This is a genomic window from Acidovorax sp. SUPP2539, from assembly GCF_030158975.1.
Classification (GTDB): domain Bacteria; phylum Pseudomonadota; class Gammaproteobacteria; order Burkholderiales; family Burkholderiaceae_C; genus Paracidovorax.
In genome coordinates, this window is record NZ_BQXJ01000007.1 from 259,334 (window position 1) to 275,793 (window position 16,460).

The window sequence follows — 16,460 nt, forward strand, 5'->3', positions numbered from 1 at the left end:
CCTGTGCCCGCATTTCTCGATGCGGTAAATCGGGGGTAAAACTGCGGTGCAGCTCACCGAACGGGCCACGGAGGCACCAACGACGCACCGCCGCGCCGCGGGAAAACCCTGCCAGGGACTAACCCTGAAAGGGCGGAGATGTCGGGGGAATCGGCCGCGTCAGCGCGATCAAGCGGGCCGACTCGGTGCCTGCCACCGGGTTCGGCGGGATCAGGCGGCGGCGGGCGGCAAGCCGGAGGGCAGCGCTTCGGCACGGTCCCATGCGGGGCCGTCGAACCAGGGGTCGCCGCTCAGGCAGGCCCGCAGCATGGGCAGGCTGTCCAGCCCCCAGAACAGGCGGCCTTCCACCTCGAAAGCCGGCACGCCGAACACGCCACGCTGCGCCGCCGCGTCGGTGTTGGCGCGCAGCAGGGCCTTGGCGGCAGCGCCTGCGGGGTCCGGGCGCACCTGTTGCGCAAGCGTCTCGGCCAGCGCCTGCAGACGCGCGGGGTCGTTGGCATCGTGCCCGCCCAGCCACACGTGGCGCAGCACGGTGCCAGCCACGAAGCGGTTGATGGCGCCGTCCTCGCTGCAGGCCAGTGACTGGCGCAGCAGCGGCAGCGGGTTGAACGGGTGCTGGGCCGGCATGGCCAAGCCCGTGCCGAGCGAATGGCCCAGCCATTCGGCATGGCGGTACGTCCACAGCCGCTTGGCCGGAATGCCCGCCGGGCCCGGGTTGCCGTGGCGCTGCAGCAGCGCGCCCAGCAGAACGGGGCGGTACTCGACGCTGTAGCTCAGTCCTTCCAGGGCCTGCGGCAACTGCTCGAACGCCAGCCAGGCATAGGGCGAGACGAAGTCCAGGTAGAAGGTGATGTGTTTCACGGCAGGTCCGGGAAAGGGGATGGCGGGGGAAACGCGAAACCCGCGCGTTGCGCGAGGCGGGCCCAGATCGCGCGGCGTTCGGCGTCATCCGCGCCCGACCATGCGCGGATCTCGTCCAGCGTGCGAAAGCAGCCGTCGCAGTAGGTGCCGTCGGCCGACAGGCGGCACACCGAGATGCACGGCGAGGGCACGCCGTCCGTGCTGTCCTCGTCGAAATAGCCTCCCGCGCTCAGCAGCATCGCGCGGTTGGCGATCGATTCGGTCGCACTCATGGTTCGATCGGCGCTTGCACCACATCGACCACGGGCGCGCTGGTGAGCTTTTCCAGGTCCTGCGGGCGCAGCGCGAACACGCTGTGCGGGTGGCCGGCCGCGGCCCAGATCTCCTCGAAGCGGAACAGTTCGCGGTCGATCAGCGTGACCGGCGGCGTGGCGTGGCCCACGGGGGACACGCCGCCGATCGAGAAGCCCGTGCGCGCCTTGACGAACTCGGCATCGGCGCGGCCGATCTTGCCGACGTGGGCCTCGACCTTCTTCTCATCCACGCGCCGGTCGCCCGAGGTGACGACCAGCACGGCCGCATCGTCGCTTTTGCGCCGGAAGATGATGCTCTTGGCCACCTGGCCAACCAGGATGCCCAGGCCATCGGCCGCCTGCTGGGCGGTGCGCGCCGCATCGTCGAGCATGCGCGGCATGTGCGGATGGCCCAGCGACTGCAGCGTGGCGGCCACGCGCTGGACGCCTTCGGGAAGGGGAATGAGTTCGGCTGCGCACATGGGATCTCTCAAGGCCGGAAGGCCGGTGGTCCAAAGCGTTGATCTTAGCGATGGCCGCCGGGGCGCGCAGCCTCTCGGGGGACCTTCAAGCCTCCGCGCGCTCCTGGTGCACGCCGGGCCCCTGCTCCGCCAGATCCCAGAACAGGCCGGCCATGATCTGCAGCGATTCGCGCGTAACGTCAGCCAGGATGTGCTCGTTGGGCGCGTGCTGCGAGCACGCCGGATACGAGTGCGGCACCCACAGCGTGGGCAGGCCCAGGGTCTCGGAGAACACATCGTTGGGCAGCGAGCCGCCCAGGTTGGGTAGCAGCGCCGGGCGCCGGCCGGTGGAGCGCTCGATGGAGGCAAGGCCCCAGCGCACCCAGGCATCGTCCGGGTCCAGCCGGGTGGCGGCCATGTGCACGTCGGTGCCACGCACTTCCACGTCGGTGAAGCCGCGGGCCTGCAGGTGCTCGCGGATGTGGTCCAGGAACGCCGTGGGGTCGGAGCCCACCACGTAGCGCATGTGGCAGTGCGCGCGCGCCTCGGCGGGAATGGCATGCACCGGCATGGCCGGGTTGCCGGTGGTGAAGGCCAGCACCTCCAGGCTGTTCCAGCCGATCACGCGCTCGGACGGGGTCAGGCCGGGCTCGCCCCAGTCCGGGTCGATCTCGGGGTCGTCCGGGCCGCCGCCCACGTCGATGTCGCGCAGCGCCTCGCGCACGCTGGCGGGCAGCTCGGTGGGGCGCAGGCCCGGCACCTGGATGCGGCCGCGCTCGTCCACCAGGCTGGCGATGGCATGCGCCAGCCGGATGCCCGGGTTGCGCAGCAGGCCGCCCCAGTTGCCCGAGTGGTGGCCGCCGTCGCGCAGCTTCACGTGCAGGTCGAAATTGAAGACGCCGCGCGATCCCAGGAACAGGGTGGCGCGCGAGGCGGACACCCGGGGCCCGTCGGAGGCGATGAAGAGGTCGGCCGCGAGCGCATCGCGCTCGTTCGCGCACACCGCGTTCAGGCCCGGCGAGCCGTCCTCCTCGCCCATCTCCAGGATGATCTTGACGTTGTAGCCCAGGCGGCCGCCCCGCACCGCCAGCACCTGCTCCAGCGCGGTGAGGTTGATGGTGTGCTGGCCCTTGTTGTCGGCCGTGCCGCGGCCATACCAACGGTTGCCCTCCACCACGATGTCCCACGGCTTGAGGCCCGCGCGCCATTGCGCGTCGTAGCCGCGCACCACGTCGCCGTGGCCGTAGGTCAGCAGCGTGAAGGCCGCGCCCTCCTCTGCGCGCTCGGCCAGCAGGAAGGGGCTCTTGCCCGGCACCGGGTTGTCCACCACACGGCATGCAAAGCCCAGCGCCTGCAGTTGCGGCACCATTTCCTCGGTCAGGTAGGCGTGCAGGATGGGGCCGCTGGCGGCGTCCTGGCTTTCGGTGCGGAAGGCGACCCGGCGCGCCAGCGTCTGCTGAAAGCGCCCGTCGTCGAAGCAGGCCAGCGTCTGGGCAATGGCTTGGTCACGGCTCATGGGAAAGGTCCTCGGGTGGGGTGGGTGGAGTGAGTTGAAGGTGCGTATCGGCCGCTCAGGCCAGGGCCGCACGCTCGATGTCGGGAATGCCCAGGCCCGGCTCGGGCGTGAGCGCGGAGGCCAGCAGCCGGCGGGTGTAGGCGTGTTCGGGCCGGGCGAAGATCTGCTCGCGCGTGCCCAGTTCCACGATGGCGCCGCGGTACATCACGGCCACGCGGTCCACCAGGTGCTCGACCACGCCCAGGTCGTGGCTGATGAACAGGTAGGTCAGGCCGAACTCGGCCTTGAGGTCGAGCAGCAGGTTCAGGATCTGCGCCTGCACCGACACGTCGAGCGCCGAGGTCGGCTCGTCGCAGATCAGGATGTCGGGCCGCAGCACCAGCGCCCGCGCGATGGCCACGCGCTGGCGCTGCCCTCCTGACAGCTGGTTGGGGTACTGCGCATGGGTGCGCTCGGGCATGCCGACCAGATCGAGCATCTCGCGCACGCGCCGGCGCTGCTCCAAAGCCGTGCCCACTTGGTGCAGGCGCAGCGGCACGCCGACGATGTCGGCCACGGTGCGGCGCGGATTGAGCGACGAGTACGGGTCCTGGAAGATGGGCTGGATGCGCCGCGCCAGCGCGCGGCGCTGGCGCGGATCGATCTCCTTGCCATCGACCAGCACGCTGCCCGAGCTGGGCGGCAGCAGGCCCAGCAGCATCTTGGCGAGCGTGCTCTTGCCGCAGCCGGACTCGCCGACCAGGCCCAGCGTTTCGCCCTTGCGAACGCGCAGCGAGACATCGTTCACCGCGTGTATCTCGCCGGGCGCGCGGAACAGTCCGCGCTTCAGGCGGAAGCTGCGGTGCAGCGCGCACAGCTCCAGCGCGATGTCGCTGCCGGGTGCCGGGGGTAGGGGTTTGGGGGTCATGCGGCCTCCGCCAGGGGATGGGCCTGCACGCAGCGGACCGCGTGGTGGGCATCCACCGCCACATAGGGCGGCGTGTGCGCGCAGGCCGGTTGCGCATGCGCGCAGCGGTTGGAAAAAGCGCAGCCCTGCACGGTGCCGACGAGACTGGGCACCACGCCGGGAATGGCTTGCAGCCGGCTGCCCGGCAGCGTCTTGCCGCGCACGGGAATGCAATTGAGCAGGCCCTGCGTGTAGGGGTGCGTGGGGCGCGCGAAAAGCTCGCCCACCGGCGCGGTTTCGATCACCTCGCCCGCATACATCACCGCCACGCGGTCGGCGATGCGCGCCACCACGCCCAGATCGTGGGTGATGAAGACCACGGCCGTGCCGAACTCCTGCTGCAGCTCGCGCAGCAGCCGCAGGATCTGCGCCTGGATGGTCACGTCCAGCGCCGTCGTGGGCTCGTCGGCAATGATGAGATCGGGCTCGCACATCAGCGCCATGGCGATCATCACGCGCTGGCGCAGGCCGCCCGAGAGCTGGTGCGGGTACTGGCGCAGGCGCTCGGGCGCCTGCGGCACGCCCGCTCGCTCCAGCAGGTACACGGCCCGCTCGCGCGCCTGGGCCATGCTCACCTTGCGGTGCGCGCGCAGCGCCTCGCACAGCTGGTCGCCCAGCGTGTACGACGGGTTGAGCGAGGTCATCGGCTCCTGGAAGATCATCGCCATGCGGGCACCGCGCAGCGCCGCCATGCCGCGCTCGGGCAGGCCCTGCAGCTCGGCACCGTCGAAGCGGATGTGGTCGGCCGTGCGCACCGCCTTGCGCGGCAGCAGGCCCATGAGCGCGAGCGAGGTCATGGACTTGCCGCAGCCCGATTCGCCCACCAGGCACAGCAGTTCGCCGCGGTTCACATGGAAATCGATGCCGCGCACCGCGTGCAGCATGCCGCGCTCGGTGGGCAGGTCCACGCGCAGGTTCTTCACGTCGAGCAAAGGGGTGGTCATGGGTCTTTGCCTTTCAGTTCCGGCCATCGGGGGCCGTGAGATCGCGGATGCCGTCGCCCACCAGGTTGATGGCCAGCACCAGCACCGCCAGCACCACGCCGGGGATCAGGATCACCCAGGGCTGGAAGAACATGTAAGCCTTGCCTTCGGCCACCATCAGGCCCCACGACGGGGTGGGCGGCTGCACGCCCAGGCCCAGGAACGAGAGGGTCGATTCGAGCAGGATGGCGTGCGCCATCTCCAGCGTGGCGACCACGGTGAGTGCGCTCATCAGGTTGGGCAGCAACTCGCGCACCAGGATGTAAGGCGTAGAGGCGCCCAGCGCCTTGGCCGCCGCGATGAACTCGGCATCGCGCAGCTGCTGCGTGGCCGAGCGGGTCACGATGGCGAAGCGGTCCCACAGCAGCAGGCCCAGCAGCACGATCACCACCTGCAGCGAGCCGCCCACGAGCGAGGCCATGGCCAGCGCCACCAGCACCACCGGCATGGCCAGGCGCGTGGTGATGATGTAGCTGATGACCGCATCCACCCGGCCGCCGAAGTAGCCGGCCAGCACGCCCAGCGTGGTGCCGATGGCCCCGGCGATGAGCGCCGTGACCACGCCGATCAGCAGCGACACGCGGGCGCCGTAGATGAGCCGGCTCAGGTAGTCGCGGCCGAGCTTGTCGGTGCCCAGCACGTGCTCCCAGCTGCCCTTGGCGTGCCAGACGGGCGGAATGAGGCGCTGGGTCACGTCCTGCGCGTAGGGATCGTGCGGGCTGATCCAGGGGGCGAGCAGCGCGGCCACCAGGGCCAGCACGAGCACGATGGCGCCGAGCACCAGGCCGCGCTGGCCCAGCACGCGGCGCAGCCAGCGGCGCCAGGCCGGTGGCGACGGCAGGGCCAGGGTGGCCGCCGCGCCGGGAGAGGAAAGGGTGGTGGAAGCGTTCATGGCAATCTCCGGTGCGGCGGCTTCAGCGGGTGCGCATGCGCGGGTCGAGCGCGGCGTTGAGCACGTCGGCCAGGAAGGTGAGCGCGATGTAGAACACCGCGATGATCAGCACCACGGCCTGCACCACGGGGTAGTCGTTGCGCGCGATGGAGTCCCAGGCGAGCTGCCCCAGTCCCTGCATGGAATACACCGACTCGATCACCACCGAGCCGCCGAGCATGAAGCCCAGCTCCACCGCGGCCAGCGCCACCACCGGAATGATGGCGTTGCGCAGCGCGTGCTTGAACACCACGCGCGAGCGGCTCAGGCCCTTGGCGCGCGCGGTGCGGATGTAGTCCGCGCCCAGCACGTCCAGCATGCCGGCCCGCGTGAGCCGCATCATGGCCGGCATGGCGTAGTAGCCCAGCGCCACCGCCGGCAGCACGAAATGCTGCCAGCTCGTGTTGCCCGCCACGGGCAGCCACTTCAGGCCCACGGCGAACAGCAGCACCAGCGTGAGCGCGAACCAGAAGGTCGGCATGGCCTGGCCCACCACCGCCACCATCAATGCCAGGCGGTCGATCCACGTGTCGCGGTAGAGCGCGGCCAGCACGCCCAGTGGAATGGCCACGGCCACGGCCAGCAGCAGCGCCACGCCGCCGAGCTTGAGCGTGATGGGCAGGCGCTCGCCGACCAGCTCCATGACGGTGTTCTGGAAATAGAACGACCGCCCGAAATCCAGCCGCGCCGCCGCGCCCAGCCAGTCGAAGAACTGCTCCACGATAGGGCGGTCCAGCCCGTACTGCACGCGGATCTTCTCCACGTCGGCAGCGCTCGATTCCGGGCCCGCGATCGCGGTGGCCAGGTCGCCCGACAGGTGCAGCAGCATGAAGCTGACGACCGCCACGGTCAGCATGACGCTCAGCGCCACCAGCAGGCGGCGAAAGATGTAGATCAGCATGGCAGGGGCCCGCGAGGGTGTGGGAGGGACACGAACGCCGGGGCCGTCACTTCCAGCTGGCCTGGAAGAAGCGCGGCAGCTCGTCGGGCTGGGCCTCGAACTTCAGGTCCGAGGTGAACGCGTAGTTGGTCGAGTACGAGAACAGCGGCGCCCACATGGCCTGGGTGGAGATGCGCTGCAGCGCCTGGGCGTACTTGGCCTTGCGCTCGGCCTTGTCCACCGTGGCGTCGGCCGTCTGCATCAGCGCGATGACCTGCGGGTCCTTGGCGGTGTCGTCCGGGCCGCCCTTGAAGAAGTTGCCCACGAAGGCCGAGGCGTCGTTGATCGAGAACGATCCCCAGGCCTGGAAGGTGAGCGGCGCACGGCCGGCGCGCAACTCGGTGCGCAGGGCCGGGTACTGCACGAAGTGCAGCCGCGCGCGGATGCCGACCTTGCGCAGGTCGCCGATCATCGCCTCGGCGTACTCGCGCTCGCGGTAGGCCCACAGCGCGGTGTCGAAGCCGTTCGGGTAGCCCGCCTCGGCCAGCAGCGCCTTGGCCTTGGCCGGGTTGTATTCGTACTGCTGCACCTTGCTGGTGTCGCAGCCGAACTGCGTGCGAAAGCACGGCGCATACACCGGCTGGCTGCCGCCGCGCACCAGGCTGTCGGCCAGCCCCTTGCGGTTGATGGCGTAGTTGAGCGCCTGGCGCACGCGGGGGTCCTTGAAGGGCGCGGCCTCGGGCGTGGTGCCGTTATTGTTGATGGAGATGAAACCCACGCGCATGGTCTCGCCGCTCAGCACCGAGAGGTTGGGCGCGGCCTTCAGCGAATCCGCCTGGTCGGCTGGCACGCGCCAGATCCAGTCCACCGCGCCGGTCATGAGCTGGGCCATGCGGGCTTCCGGGTCGCGGATGACGGTGAACTTCACGGTGCCGATCTTGGGCTGGCCCGCAGGGCTGTCCTTGAAGTAGGCGGTGTTCTTCACCATGGTCACGCCCTGCCCCGGCACCACGCTGGTGATCTTGTAGGGGCCGCTGCCCACCGGCGCCTTGCTGAAACCTTCCAGCCCCACCTTGGTGAAATAGGCTGCGGGGTAGATGGGCGTGGGGCCGGCCAGGTATTCCAGCGCCGCGGGGAACGGCGTCTTGAGGTGGATGCGCACCTCGTAGTCGCTCACCTTGTCCACGCCCTTGATCCAGTCGGTGTTCTGGCGCGTGGCGATCTTGGCGTCGGGGCCGGTCACCACGTTGAAGGTGTAGGCCACATCGTCGGCCGTGAACTTGTCGCCGTTGTGGAACGTGACGCCCTGGCGCAGCGTGACCAGCAGCGCGGTGGGCGACTCCCACTTCCAGGCGGTGGCGAGCTGCGGCTTGAGCTCGCCCGTCTTCGTGTCGCGGTAGAGCAGCGTGTCCCACGCCATGGCCGCGAGCACGACGCCCTCGCGCATGTTGTTGTGGTACGGGCTCACGTTCTCGACCTCGTTGTCCGACGCGTAGGTCAGCGTGTCGTTGGCCTTGCCGGCGTGCGCGCCGGCCCCGAAAACCATCATGCCCAGTGCCAGACAGCCCCGGCGCACCCAGTGGGTGAATAAATGCCCCATTGCGAACTCCTTCATCGTGATGAAACAGGAAACACAGTGAACGGGAGCAAGAATGGGACCTCGGAGGCGTTTCCGCCATTACCGAATATCGCGGCGAGCGATCTCAAAAAGGCAATGCTCCCGCCGCATTGCGCCTATGCTCGAGGGATTGCCGCAGTGCACCACGCCCCGTCGCCCACCGCCATGAAACGCTCGCAGATCGTCGCCCGCCAGTTGCAGGACACGGCCCTGCGCTACTTCCTGGAGGTGGTGCGCTGCGGCTCGATCAGCGAGGCCTCGCAGCGGCTGAACGTGGCGGGCTCGGCCATCAGCCGCCACATCGCGCACCTGGAAGACCTCCTGGGCGCGACGCTGTTCGACCGCCACGCGCGCGGCATGGTGCCCAGCGCGGCGGGCGAGCTGCTGGCGGTGCACGCGCAGAAGTCCGCGCACGACGCGGAGCGCGTGGTGCATGAAATGCAGGCGCTGCAGGGCATGGAGCGCGGGCGGGTGCGACTGGCCTCGTCGGAGGGCTTCGCGCTGGAATTCCTGCCCCGGCTCATCAGCGATTTCCGGCGGCGGCACCCGGGCATCCAGTTCCACCTGGGGGTGTTTCCGCCGGCCGAAAGCACGCGGCGCGTGCTGCTGGGCGATGCGGACATCGGCATCACCATGAGCCGCAGCGCCGAAAAGGACATCCGCATCGAGCTGCTGCAGCCTTCGCCCGTGCTGGCCGTGGTGCAGCGCGGCCATCCGCTGACGCGCTTTCAGCAGGTCAGCCTGTCGCAGCTGCAGAACTATCCCGTGGCGCTGCCCGAACTGGACACCACCGTGCGGCAGCTGTTCGACATCGCGTGCAGCCGCCAGAAGGTGCAGATCGACCCCGTGCTCACCAGCAACTACATCGCCAGCCTGTTCGGCTTCGTCAAGCACGAGCCCGAGGGCGTGTCCATCTCGGGCGAGATCACCATGCGCTACCAGATCGAGCGCGAGGAGATGGCCTGCGTGCGCCTGCGCGACCGCGGGCTGGACCTGCGCAACATCGAGGTGCAGACGCTGATGGGCCGCACGCTGTCACGCGCGGCGCAATCGTTTCTCGCGCACCTCAAGGAGCAACTGCAGAACGTGGCCGCGCCGCTGCCCGGCGGCTGACCGCACCCAGCGCCCAGGCCCCGCGCGGCCTCAGCCCAGGCGCTTGGTCAGCAATGCCTTGGCGGCGCGCGAGTTGGACGGCCGGCCCAGGAAGTCGCTGATGTACGCGCCCGCATCGATGAGCGCGTCCAGATCGATGCCCGTGTCGATGCCCATGCCGTGCAGCATGTAGACCACGTCTTCGGTCGCCACGTTGCCCGTGGCGCCCTTGGCGTAGGGGCACCCGCCCAGGCCGGCCACCGAGGTGTCGTACTGCCAAACGCCCATCTCCAGCGAGGCCAGCGTGTTGGCCAGGGCCTGCCCGTAGGTGTCGTGGAAGTGGCCCGACACCGCGTCGATGCCGTAGTGCTGCAAGGTGGCCTCCATGGCGCGCTGCACCTTGCGCGGCGTGCCCACGCCGATGGTGTCGGCCACGCCCACGTGTTGCACACCGATCTGCTTCATCAGGCCCGCCAGGTACGCCACGCGCTCGGGCGCCACCTCGCCCTCGTAGGGGCAGCCCACGGTGCAGCTCATGGCGCCCCGCACGGCAATGCCCGCCGCGCGCGCGGCCTCCACCACGGGCGCGAAGCGCTCGATGCTCTCGGCGATGCTGCAGTTGATGTTCTTCTGGCTGAAGGCCTCGCTGGCCGAACCGAAGACGACGATCTCGTCGGGCCGCGTGGGCACCGCGGCCTCGTAGCCCTTGAGGTTGGGGGTGAGCACCGAATAGCGCACGCCGGGCTGGCGCTCGATGCCCGCCATCACCTCCACGTTGTCCGCCATCTGGGGCACCCACTTGGGCGAGACGAAGCTGGTGACCTCGATCTCCGTCAGGCCGGCCGCCTGCAGGCGGTGCACGAGACCGATCTTGACCTCGGCGGGCACGGGAGACTTTTCGTTCTGAAGGCCGTCGCGCGGGCCGACATCGACGAGTTTGACGCGGGAAGGAATGCTGCTGCTCATGGGGAAATCCTGCGGTGATGAATGCGGGGCGGTGCCCGAGGCCTAGTAGCCGCGCCGGGGATCCACGATGCCGGCCACCGGTTCGCCGCGCTGCATGGCGGCGATCTTGCGCGCGATCTGGGCGATGCTTTCTTCGCGCAGCGTGCGGGCGGAGGTGTGGGGCGTGGTCGTGATGCGGGGGTGCGTGCGCAGCGGGTGGTCGGCGGACAGGGGCTCGGTGCGGAACACGTCGAGCGTGGCCCCGGCCAGGTGGCCGGCGTCGATGAGGGCGATCAGGTCGTCTTCGACCAGGTGCGCGCCGCGCGCCACATTGACGACATAGCCACCCGGCTGCAGGCGCGAGAGCGTGTCGCAGTTCATGATGTCCTGCGTGTCGGGCGTGAGCGGCAGCAGGTTCACCAGCACGCGGCTGGCAGCCAGGAAGCCGTCGAAACCCGCCGCGCCATGAAAGGTCCGCACGCCCTCCACGGCCTTGGGCGAGCGGCTCCAGCCGTTCACCGGGAACTCGAAGTGCGCCAGCGCCCTCGCCACCCGCTCGCCCAGCACCCCCAGGCCCATGACGCCGACGGAGAAGTCGCTGCGCAGGCGCGGCCGGCGGTAGGCCCAGCCCCCGGCGCGCATGTCGGCCTCATAGGCCTCGAACTCGCGGAAGTGGCGCACCACCGCGTGGCACACGTATTCGGCCATCTGCACGGCCATTCCGGCATCGTCCAGCCGCACCACCTGCGCGCCGGGCGGCAGGCGCAGGGCCAGCAGCGCATCCACGCCTGCGCCGATGTTGAAGAGCGCATGGATGCCGGCCTGCTCGTCCATGAACTGCTGGGGCGGTGCCCAGACCACGGCGAAATCGGCCGGGGGCGCGCCGGGTTGCCAGACGGTGATGTGCGCCCCGGGCAGCGCGGCCTGCAGGCCCTGCAGCCAGGGCTCGGCTTTGGTGTGCGTACAGCAAAAGGTGATGTTCATGGCCCAGGAGCGTATCGCGGCTGCGGATTGCGCGCTGTCACGCGGGCGAGAGCTTGAGCAGCTCGGCGCCTTCGGTCACCTGGTCGCCGGGCGCATAGAGCAGCTCCTGCACCGTGCCGTCCACGGGCGCGGCGATGGTGTGCTCCATCTTCATGGCCTCCATCACGGCCAGGGCCTGGCCCTTGGTCACGGCGTCGCCCGCTTTCACGGCGAACGACACCACCTTGCCGGGCATGGGCGCGGTCAGGCGCCCGCCTTCGGACTGCGCCTCGCCCGCATGGGCGAGCAGGTCGATGGCGACGATCTGCGTGGCGCCGCGCGGCGTGAAGACGTGGTCGGTCTCCCCCTGGGCATGCACCACGGCGCGCGTGCGCTGGCCGGCGAAGTGCAGGTCCAGGCCCTCGCCATCGGCGGTGAAGGCCAGCGGCCCAGCCACCGCGGCATCGCCCTCGCCCACCGCCAGCTCCATTGCGCCGCCCGCGGCGTAGGTGAGCCAGGCGTTGGCGGGCTGGCCGCCGAACTCGAACGCGAACCGGCGGCGCGTCACGCCGTGCGATTGCCAGCCGTCGCGACGGCTGAACGGGTCGGCCCCTTCCGTGGCGCGCTCGCGCTGCAGCGTCCGGGCCACCGCTGCCGCCGCGGCCAGCGGCAGGCCCACCGGCTCCTGGTGGAACAGCACGGCCTGCTCGCGCGGGATCAGCGCCGTGTCCAGGTTGGCCTGCACGAACGAATCGGTGCGGGCCACGCGGCGCAGGAACTGCACGTTGGTGGACAGGCCCACGATGCGGGTCTGCGCCAGCGCCTCGTCGAGCCGGGCCAGCGCCTGCTCGCGCGTGTCGCCGTGCACGATGAGCTTGGCGATCATCGAGTCGTAGAAGGGACTGATGGCATCGCCCTCGCGCACGCCGTCATCGATGCGCACACCGCCGCTGCCCAGAGGCGCCCGCTCGAAGCTGGTGGCCGCGGGCTTGCGGTACACCTGCAGCGTGCCGGTAGCGGGCAGGAACTGGTTGTCGGGGTTCTCGGCGCAGATGCGCGCCTCGATGGCATGGCCGCCGATGCGCAACTGGTCCTGCGCCAGCGGCAACGGCTCGCCGCAGGCCACGCGCAATTGCCACTCCACCAGGTCCTGGCCGGTGATGGCCTCGGTCACCGGGTGCTCCACCTGCAGGCGGGTGTTCATCTCCATGAAGAAGAAGTCCATGGACCCATCGGCCCGCTGCTCCACGATGAATTCCACCGTGCCCGCGCCCACGTAGTTCACCGCGCGCGCAGCGGCCACCGCGGCGTTGCCCATCTCGGCGCGCATGGCCGGGGTCATGCCGGGGGCCGGGGCCTCTTCCAGCACCTTCTGGTGGCGCCGCTGCACCGAACAGTCGCGCTCGAACAGGTACACGCAGTTGCCCAGGGTGTCGCCGAACACCTGGATTTCGATGTGGCGCGGGCGCTGCACGTATTTTTCGATGAGCACCGCGTCGTCGCCGAAGCTGTTGATGGCCTCGCGCTGGCACGACGCCAGGGCGGCGGCGAAGTCTTCCGACCGGTCCACCGCGCGCATGCCCTTGCCACCGCCCCCCGCGCTGGCCTTGATGAGCACGGGATAGCCGATGCGGTCGGCCTCGCGCTGCAGCAGCGCGGGGTCCTGGTCGGCCCCGTGGTAGCCCGGCACCAGGGGCACGCCGGCCTTTTCCATGAGCTGCTTGGACTCGGCCTTCAGGCCCATGGCCTGGATGGCGGACGGGGGCGGGCCGATGAACACCAGCCCGGCATCCGCACAGGCCTGGGCGAACTCCTCGTTTTCCGACAGGAAGCCGTAGCCGGGGTGCACGGCCTGCGCGCCCGTGGCCCGGGCCGCGTCGATGATGCGCTGCCACTGCAGGTAGCTTTCCTTGGGCGAGCTGCCGCCGATGTGCACGGCCTCGTCGCATGCGGCGACGTGCTTGGCGCCAGCGTCGGCATCGGAGTACACGGCCACGGTCTTCACGCCGAGCCGGCGGGCGGTCGCGGCCACACGGCAGGCGATTTCACCGCGGTTGGCAATCAGGATCTTCTTAAACATAGGCCACCTCCGCGGTGAAACCGCCTGCGCACGCTGCGCGTGCCACGCCATTGGACGAAACGGCTGCGATGCGGCCGTTTTCACCGCGGTTGGCCATCAGGATTTTGGAGAACATTCAAACCACCTTCGCAGGACCGGAAAAGAGGGACGACACGCGCCGCAGCACGGCACGCAGGAATTTGAAAAGCACGATCATCAGCAGCGCCGACAGCACCAGCATCACGACCAGCGCAATGCCGAACAGCACTGGGTGCTGCGTGGCCATCCACACGACGGCCACCACCAGGCCGTCCTCGAAGAACGACAGCAGCCAGTTGGAGAACGGCTCGGGCGAGGTGTTGGCCGCGGCGCGCGTGGTCATCTTGGTGGCCAGGGCCGTGGCCGAGAGCGAGCCGCCCAGCAGCCCCGCGACGAGGCCCATGGTGGCGTTGTCGGCGCCGAACACGCCCGCGGCCAGCAACGCGCCGCCGGGAATGCGGATGACGGTGTGCACCGCATCCCAGGCGCTGTCCAGCCAGGGCACCTTGTCGGCGAAGAACTCCACGCACAGCAGCAGCCCGCTCACGGTGAGGACGGCCGGGTGCTGCAACGCGTGCAGCCCGGCAGGCAACGGCAGCCAGCCGCCCGCGCCCATGAGCCCCACGATGAAGACCACCGCATAGAGCCGGAACCCGCTGGCCCAGCCGAGCGCAGCGGCCAGCGCCAGCAGACCCGGCAGGTCCATCGCCGCCGTGGCCTGGGCCGCGCCGGCCGCCACGTCGTGGGCGGTGCCGGGGTCCACGTGCAGCCCCATGGTGTGGAGCCACTGAACGATGTGCAGCCAGAGCGCGTCCATGCCGTCCCCGGTCAGCCCGGCCCCACCAGCCAGGACGGCTTGCGCTTTTGCAGGAAGGCCTGCACACCCTCGCGGCCCTCGTCGCTGGCGCGGATGTCGGCAATGCCCTGCACCGTGGTGGCGATGAGCGCGGCATCGATGTCGCGGCCGGCCACGTCCTGCACCAGCCGCTTGCAGGCGCGCACCGCAGCCGGGCTGGCGCTGGTGAGCGCCTTGAGCCAGGCATCCACCGTGTCGTCGAGCTGCTCGAACTCCACCACCGCCTGCACGAAGCCCAGGCGCAGCGCCTCGGCCGCGCCGAAGCGCTCGGCGGTCAGGAAATAGCGGTGGGCGGCGCGCGCGCCCATGGCGCGAATCACATAGGGGCTGATGGTCGCGGGAATGAGCCCCAGCTTCACCTCCGACAGGCAAAAACCCGCCGTATCGACGGCCACCGCCATGTCGCAGGCCGCCACCAGGCCCATGCCGCCGGCATACACGTCGCCCTGCACGCGGGCGATGGTGGGCTTGGGGCATTCGTAGATCGTGCGCAGCATATCGGCCAGCGCGCCGGCGTCGGCCACGTTCTCCTCGCGCGTGTAGTCGGCCATGCGGCGCATCCAGTTCAGGTCGGCGCCGGCACAAAAGGCCGTGCCCTGCGCGGCCAGCACCACGGCACGCACGCCGTCGCGGCTGCCTGCCTGCGCGAAGGCGTCGGTGAGCGCGGCAATGGTTTCGTCGTTGAAGGCGTTGCGTAGATCGGGCTGCGCCAGCGTGATGCGCGCCACGGCGCCGTCATAGGCCGTCTGGACGGAATTCATGGGTTGGGTCCTCGGTGCTCTGGAGAAAAAGCCGGACGCGGATGCGGCCGGATGCGTGCGGCGGGAGAATGCCGGGGCCTCATGGCGCCTCCCACACGACGTGGTCGTCCACGGCATACAGGTGGCAGGCCGCCGCCTTGGCGTTTTCGTTGCAGCGGGCCACGGCCGCGGCCATGGCATCGGCCCGGCCGTAGTAATAGGCCCAGGCGCCGCTGGGCGCGATGGCGTAGGCCCGCGGCCACGGCGCCGCAAGAAACTTGCGGTAGCCCTCGCGCGCCGCGTCGCGCACGTAGGGGATGGCCGACGCATCGGCGACGGGGTAGGCGTCGGTGGCCCGGGGCACGGCGCTGTCGTGCGGCATCATCGGAATGTGCGTCACCGGCCGGGACGGCAGGCCCAGGCCGGCCAGGAAGCGCTCCACCTCCGGCAGCCAGATCGGCACGCCGCTTTGCGAGGCGAACAGCCGGTGCGAATCGGTTCCGAACCGGCCATACGCCACCAGCTGCGCCCGCCCACCGGCGGCCACGTAGCGCGCGTACATGTCGCGGTACAGCGAGGTGGGCCAGTACGAATCGTTGTCGCCGTAGAACCACAGCGACGGCAGGCGCGTGCCCTGGCCGTAGGCACCGAAGGCGCTGGCCAGGTTGTTTTCCCAGCCGGGGCATTGCTCCTGCCGCAGCCCGCCGGCGAAATTGATGAGCCCGCGCACGCCGGGCGGGTTCAGCGTGCCCAGCGCCAGGGTGGTCAGGCCGCCGTGCGACTGGCCGACGACCACGATGCGCTGGCTGTCCGCGTCCGGCAGGCGGCGCACGTAGGCCAGCGCGGCCTGCACGTCCTCGGCCTGGTTGCGGCCATTGCCTTCCACGTTGCAGCCGCTGCCCAGGTAGGCGCCTGTGGACCGCGAGAAGCCCTGGCGCATCGGGATCACCACGAGGTAGCCGCGCTCCACGAACACGCGGGCGGCCGCCAGGTAGCGCGCCCGCTCCTGCAGGCGCGGGTTGCCGTTGGCCTTGCCGTGGTTGATCACGACGACGGGAAACGGCCCCGTGCCCGCCGGGCGGTACACGGTGGTTTCCAGCTCGGTGGCCAGCAGCCCTTCGCCCTTGGGCACCATCACGATCTGCTCGCGCAGCGTGGCATCCAGCGTGGGCGGTGTGGACGGCGCCAGTTGCGCCAGGGCGGGCAAGGCGCCCAGCAGCAGCACGCAGCGCAGCAGCCAGGCCAGGGCATGTCGGCGAAGGGTCATGGCAGGACCT

17 protein-coding genes are annotated in these 16,460 nt (G+C 70.1%); 1 reads left to right on the forward strand and 16 read right to left on the reverse strand.

Annotated elements, in window-relative coordinates; translation table 11 throughout:
* Positions 1 to 210: 210 nt before the first annotated feature.
* The 9 genes from AVTE2539_RS22400 to AVTE2539_RS22440 all read right to left on the reverse strand — a co-directional run bounded on the left by AVTE2539_RS22400 (position 211) and on the right by AVTE2539_RS22440 (position 8,420).
* Positions 211 to 861, reverse strand: coding sequence for a 2-hydroxychromene-2-carboxylate isomerase (locus tag AVTE2539_RS22400; protein WP_284414001.1), 651 nt, complete (start codon positions 859 to 861; stop codon positions 211 to 213).
* Positions 858 to 1,133 carry a DUF1289 domain-containing protein gene (locus tag AVTE2539_RS22405; protein ID WP_284414003.1) on the reverse strand — a complete coding sequence of 92 codons (276 nt, stop codon included), beginning with the start codon at positions 1,131 to 1,133 and terminating at the stop codon, positions 858 to 860. Before AVTE2539_RS22405 ends, AVTE2539_RS22400 begins: the two co-directional genes overlap by 4 nt.
* Entirely contained in the window at positions 1,130 to 1,636 is a 507-nt protein-coding gene (locus AVTE2539_RS22410; RefSeq protein ID WP_272565308.1) for a YbaK/EbsC family protein, read from the reverse strand. The genes AVTE2539_RS22405 and AVTE2539_RS22410 overlap by 4 nt, the downstream gene beginning before the upstream one ends.
* Positions 1,637 to 1,721: 85 nt before the next feature.
* Positions 1,722 to 3,131 carry a M20 family metallopeptidase gene (locus AVTE2539_RS22415; protein ID WP_284414005.1) on the reverse strand — a complete coding sequence of 470 codons (1,410 nt, stop codon included), beginning with the start codon at positions 3,129 to 3,131 and terminating at the stop codon, positions 1,722 to 1,724.
* Positions 3,132 to 3,186: 55 nt separating this feature from the next.
* Complete coding sequence (locus AVTE2539_RS22420; protein WP_284414007.1) at positions 3,187 to 4,038, reverse strand: ATP-binding cassette domain-containing protein; 852 nt, start codon at positions 4,036 to 4,038, stop codon at positions 3,187 to 3,189.
* Positions 4,035 to 5,021 (reverse strand): ABC transporter ATP-binding protein, encoded by a 987-nt coding sequence (locus AVTE2539_RS22425; RefSeq protein ID WP_284414009.1) that lies wholly within the window; start codon positions 5,019 to 5,021, stop codon positions 4,035 to 4,037. The genes AVTE2539_RS22420 and AVTE2539_RS22425 overlap by 4 nt, the downstream gene beginning before the upstream one ends.
* 13 nt (positions 5,022 to 5,034) lie before the next feature.
* Positions 5,035 to 5,952, reverse strand: a complete 918-nt coding sequence (locus AVTE2539_RS22430; protein WP_272565313.1) for an ABC transporter permease — start codon at positions 5,950 to 5,952, stop codon at positions 5,035 to 5,037.
* 22 nt (positions 5,953 to 5,974) lie between these two features.
* Positions 5,975 to 6,892 carry an ABC transporter permease gene (locus tag AVTE2539_RS22435; RefSeq protein WP_272550879.1) on the reverse strand — a complete coding sequence of 306 codons (918 nt, stop codon included), beginning with the start codon at positions 6,890 to 6,892 and terminating at the stop codon, positions 5,975 to 5,977.
* Positions 6,893 to 6,938: 46 nt separating this feature from the next.
* Positions 6,939 to 8,420: an ABC transporter substrate-binding protein gene (locus AVTE2539_RS22440; RefSeq protein ID WP_272569814.1), complete on the reverse strand. Its 1,482-nt coding sequence runs from the start codon at positions 8,418 to 8,420 to the stop codon at positions 6,939 to 6,941.
* Positions 8,421 to 8,654: 234 nt separating this feature from the next.
* On the opposite strand from AVTE2539_RS22440, the gene AVTE2539_RS22445 reads away from it, so the two are divergent.
* Complete coding sequence (locus AVTE2539_RS22445; protein ID WP_284414011.1) at positions 8,655 to 9,602, forward strand: LysR family transcriptional regulator; 948 nt, start codon at positions 8,655 to 8,657, stop codon at positions 9,600 to 9,602.
* 30 nt (positions 9,603 to 9,632) lie between these two features.
* Here AVTE2539_RS22445 and AVTE2539_RS22450 read toward each other — a convergent pair whose 3' ends face one another.
* The 7 genes from AVTE2539_RS22450 to AVTE2539_RS22480 form a co-directional block, all read right to left on the reverse strand.
* Positions 9,633 to 10,547: a hydroxymethylglutaryl-CoA lyase gene (locus AVTE2539_RS22450; RefSeq protein WP_284414013.1), complete on the reverse strand. Its 915-nt coding sequence runs from the start codon at positions 10,545 to 10,547 to the stop codon at positions 9,633 to 9,635.
* Positions 10,548 to 10,589: 42 nt separating this feature from the next.
* Positions 10,590 to 11,510, reverse strand: a complete 921-nt coding sequence (locus tag AVTE2539_RS22455; RefSeq protein ID WP_284414015.1) for a 2-hydroxyacid dehydrogenase — start codon at positions 11,508 to 11,510, stop codon at positions 10,590 to 10,592.
* Positions 11,511 to 11,547: 37 nt separating this feature from the next.
* The gene (locus AVTE2539_RS22460) at positions 11,548 to 13,569 is read right to left on the reverse strand and encodes an acetyl-CoA carboxylase biotin carboxylase subunit (RefSeq protein ID WP_284414017.1); all 2,022 of its coding nucleotides are present in this window, start codon (positions 13,567 to 13,569) and stop codon (positions 11,548 to 11,550) included.
* Positions 13,562 to 13,684: a hypothetical protein gene (locus AVTE2539_RS22465; RefSeq protein ID WP_284414019.1), complete on the reverse strand. Its 123-nt coding sequence runs from the start codon at positions 13,682 to 13,684 to the stop codon at positions 13,562 to 13,564. Before AVTE2539_RS22465 ends, AVTE2539_RS22460 begins: the two co-directional genes overlap by 8 nt.
* On the reverse strand, positions 13,685 to 14,404 hold the full coding sequence (locus AVTE2539_RS22470) for a DUF4126 domain-containing protein (RefSeq protein WP_284414021.1): 720 nt from the start codon (positions 14,402 to 14,404) through the stop codon (positions 13,685 to 13,687).
* A gap of 11 nt (positions 14,405 to 14,415) precedes the next feature.
* Positions 14,416 to 15,204, reverse strand: a complete 789-nt coding sequence (locus AVTE2539_RS22475; RefSeq protein ID WP_284414023.1) for an enoyl-CoA hydratase/isomerase family protein — start codon at positions 15,202 to 15,204, stop codon at positions 14,416 to 14,418.
* Between the two features lie 79 nt (positions 15,205 to 15,283).
* Positions 15,284 to 16,450, reverse strand: coding sequence for a dienelactone hydrolase family protein (locus tag AVTE2539_RS22480; RefSeq protein ID WP_284414025.1), 1,167 nt, complete (start codon positions 16,448 to 16,450; stop codon positions 15,284 to 15,286).
* Positions 16,451 to 16,460: the final 10 nt, after the last annotated feature.

Bases quoted from the DNA above. Each gene is read 5' to 3' on its own strand.
- AVTE2539_RS22415 (WP_284414005.1), bottom strand. From the start codon at position 3,131: ATGAGCCGTGACCAAGCCATTGCCCAGACGCTGGCCTGCTTCGACGAC.
- AVTE2539_RS22450 (WP_284414013.1), bottom strand. From the start codon at position 10,547: ATGAGCAGCAGCATTCCTTCCCGCGTCAAACTCGTCGATGTCGGCCCG.
- AVTE2539_RS22440 (WP_272569814.1), bottom strand. From the start codon at position 8,420: ATGATGGTTTTCGGGGCCGGCGCGCACGCCGGCAAGGCCAACGACACG.
- AVTE2539_RS22465 (WP_284414019.1), bottom strand. From the start codon at position 13,684: ATGTTCTCCAAAATCCTGATGGCCAACCGCGGTGAAAACGGCCGCATC.
- AVTE2539_RS22445 (WP_284414011.1), top strand. From the start codon at position 8,655: ATGAAACGCTCGCAGATCGTCGCCCGCCAGTTGCAGGACACGGCCCTG.
- AVTE2539_RS22455 (WP_284414015.1), bottom strand. From the start codon at position 11,510: ATGAACATCACCTTTTGCTGTACGCACACCAAAGCCGAGCCCTGGCTG.
- AVTE2539_RS22435 (WP_272550879.1), bottom strand. From the start codon at position 6,892: ATGCTGATCTACATCTTTCGCCGCCTGCTGGTGGCGCTGAGCGTCATG.
- AVTE2539_RS22480 (WP_284414025.1), bottom strand. From the start codon at position 16,450: ATGACCCTTCGCCGACATGCCCTGGCCTGGCTGCTGCGCTGCGTGCTG.
- AVTE2539_RS22425 (WP_284414009.1), bottom strand. From the start codon at position 5,021: ATGACCACCCCTTTGCTCGACGTGAAGAACCTGCGCGTGGACCTGCCC.
- AVTE2539_RS22430 (WP_272565313.1), bottom strand. From the start codon at position 5,952: ATGAACGCTTCCACCACCCTTTCCTCTCCCGGCGCGGCGGCCACCCTG.
- AVTE2539_RS22470 (WP_284414021.1), bottom strand. From the start codon at position 14,404: ATGGACGCGCTCTGGCTGCACATCGTTCAGTGGCTCCACACCATGGGG.
- AVTE2539_RS22410 (WP_272565308.1), bottom strand. From the start codon at position 1,636: ATGTGCGCAGCCGAACTCATTCCCCTTCCCGAAGGCGTCCAGCGCGTG.
- AVTE2539_RS22405 (WP_284414003.1), bottom strand. From the start codon at position 1,133: ATGAGTGCGACCGAATCGATCGCCAACCGCGCGATGCTGCTGAGCGCG.
- AVTE2539_RS22460 (WP_284414017.1), bottom strand. From the start codon at position 13,569: ATGTTTAAGAAGATCCTGATTGCCAACCGCGGTGAAATCGCCTGCCGT.
- AVTE2539_RS22420 (WP_284414007.1), bottom strand. From the start codon at position 4,038: ATGACCCCCAAACCCCTACCCCCGGCACCCGGCAGCGACATCGCGCTG.
- AVTE2539_RS22475 (WP_284414023.1), bottom strand. From the start codon at position 15,204: ATGAATTCCGTCCAGACGGCCTATGACGGCGCCGTGGCGCGCATCACG.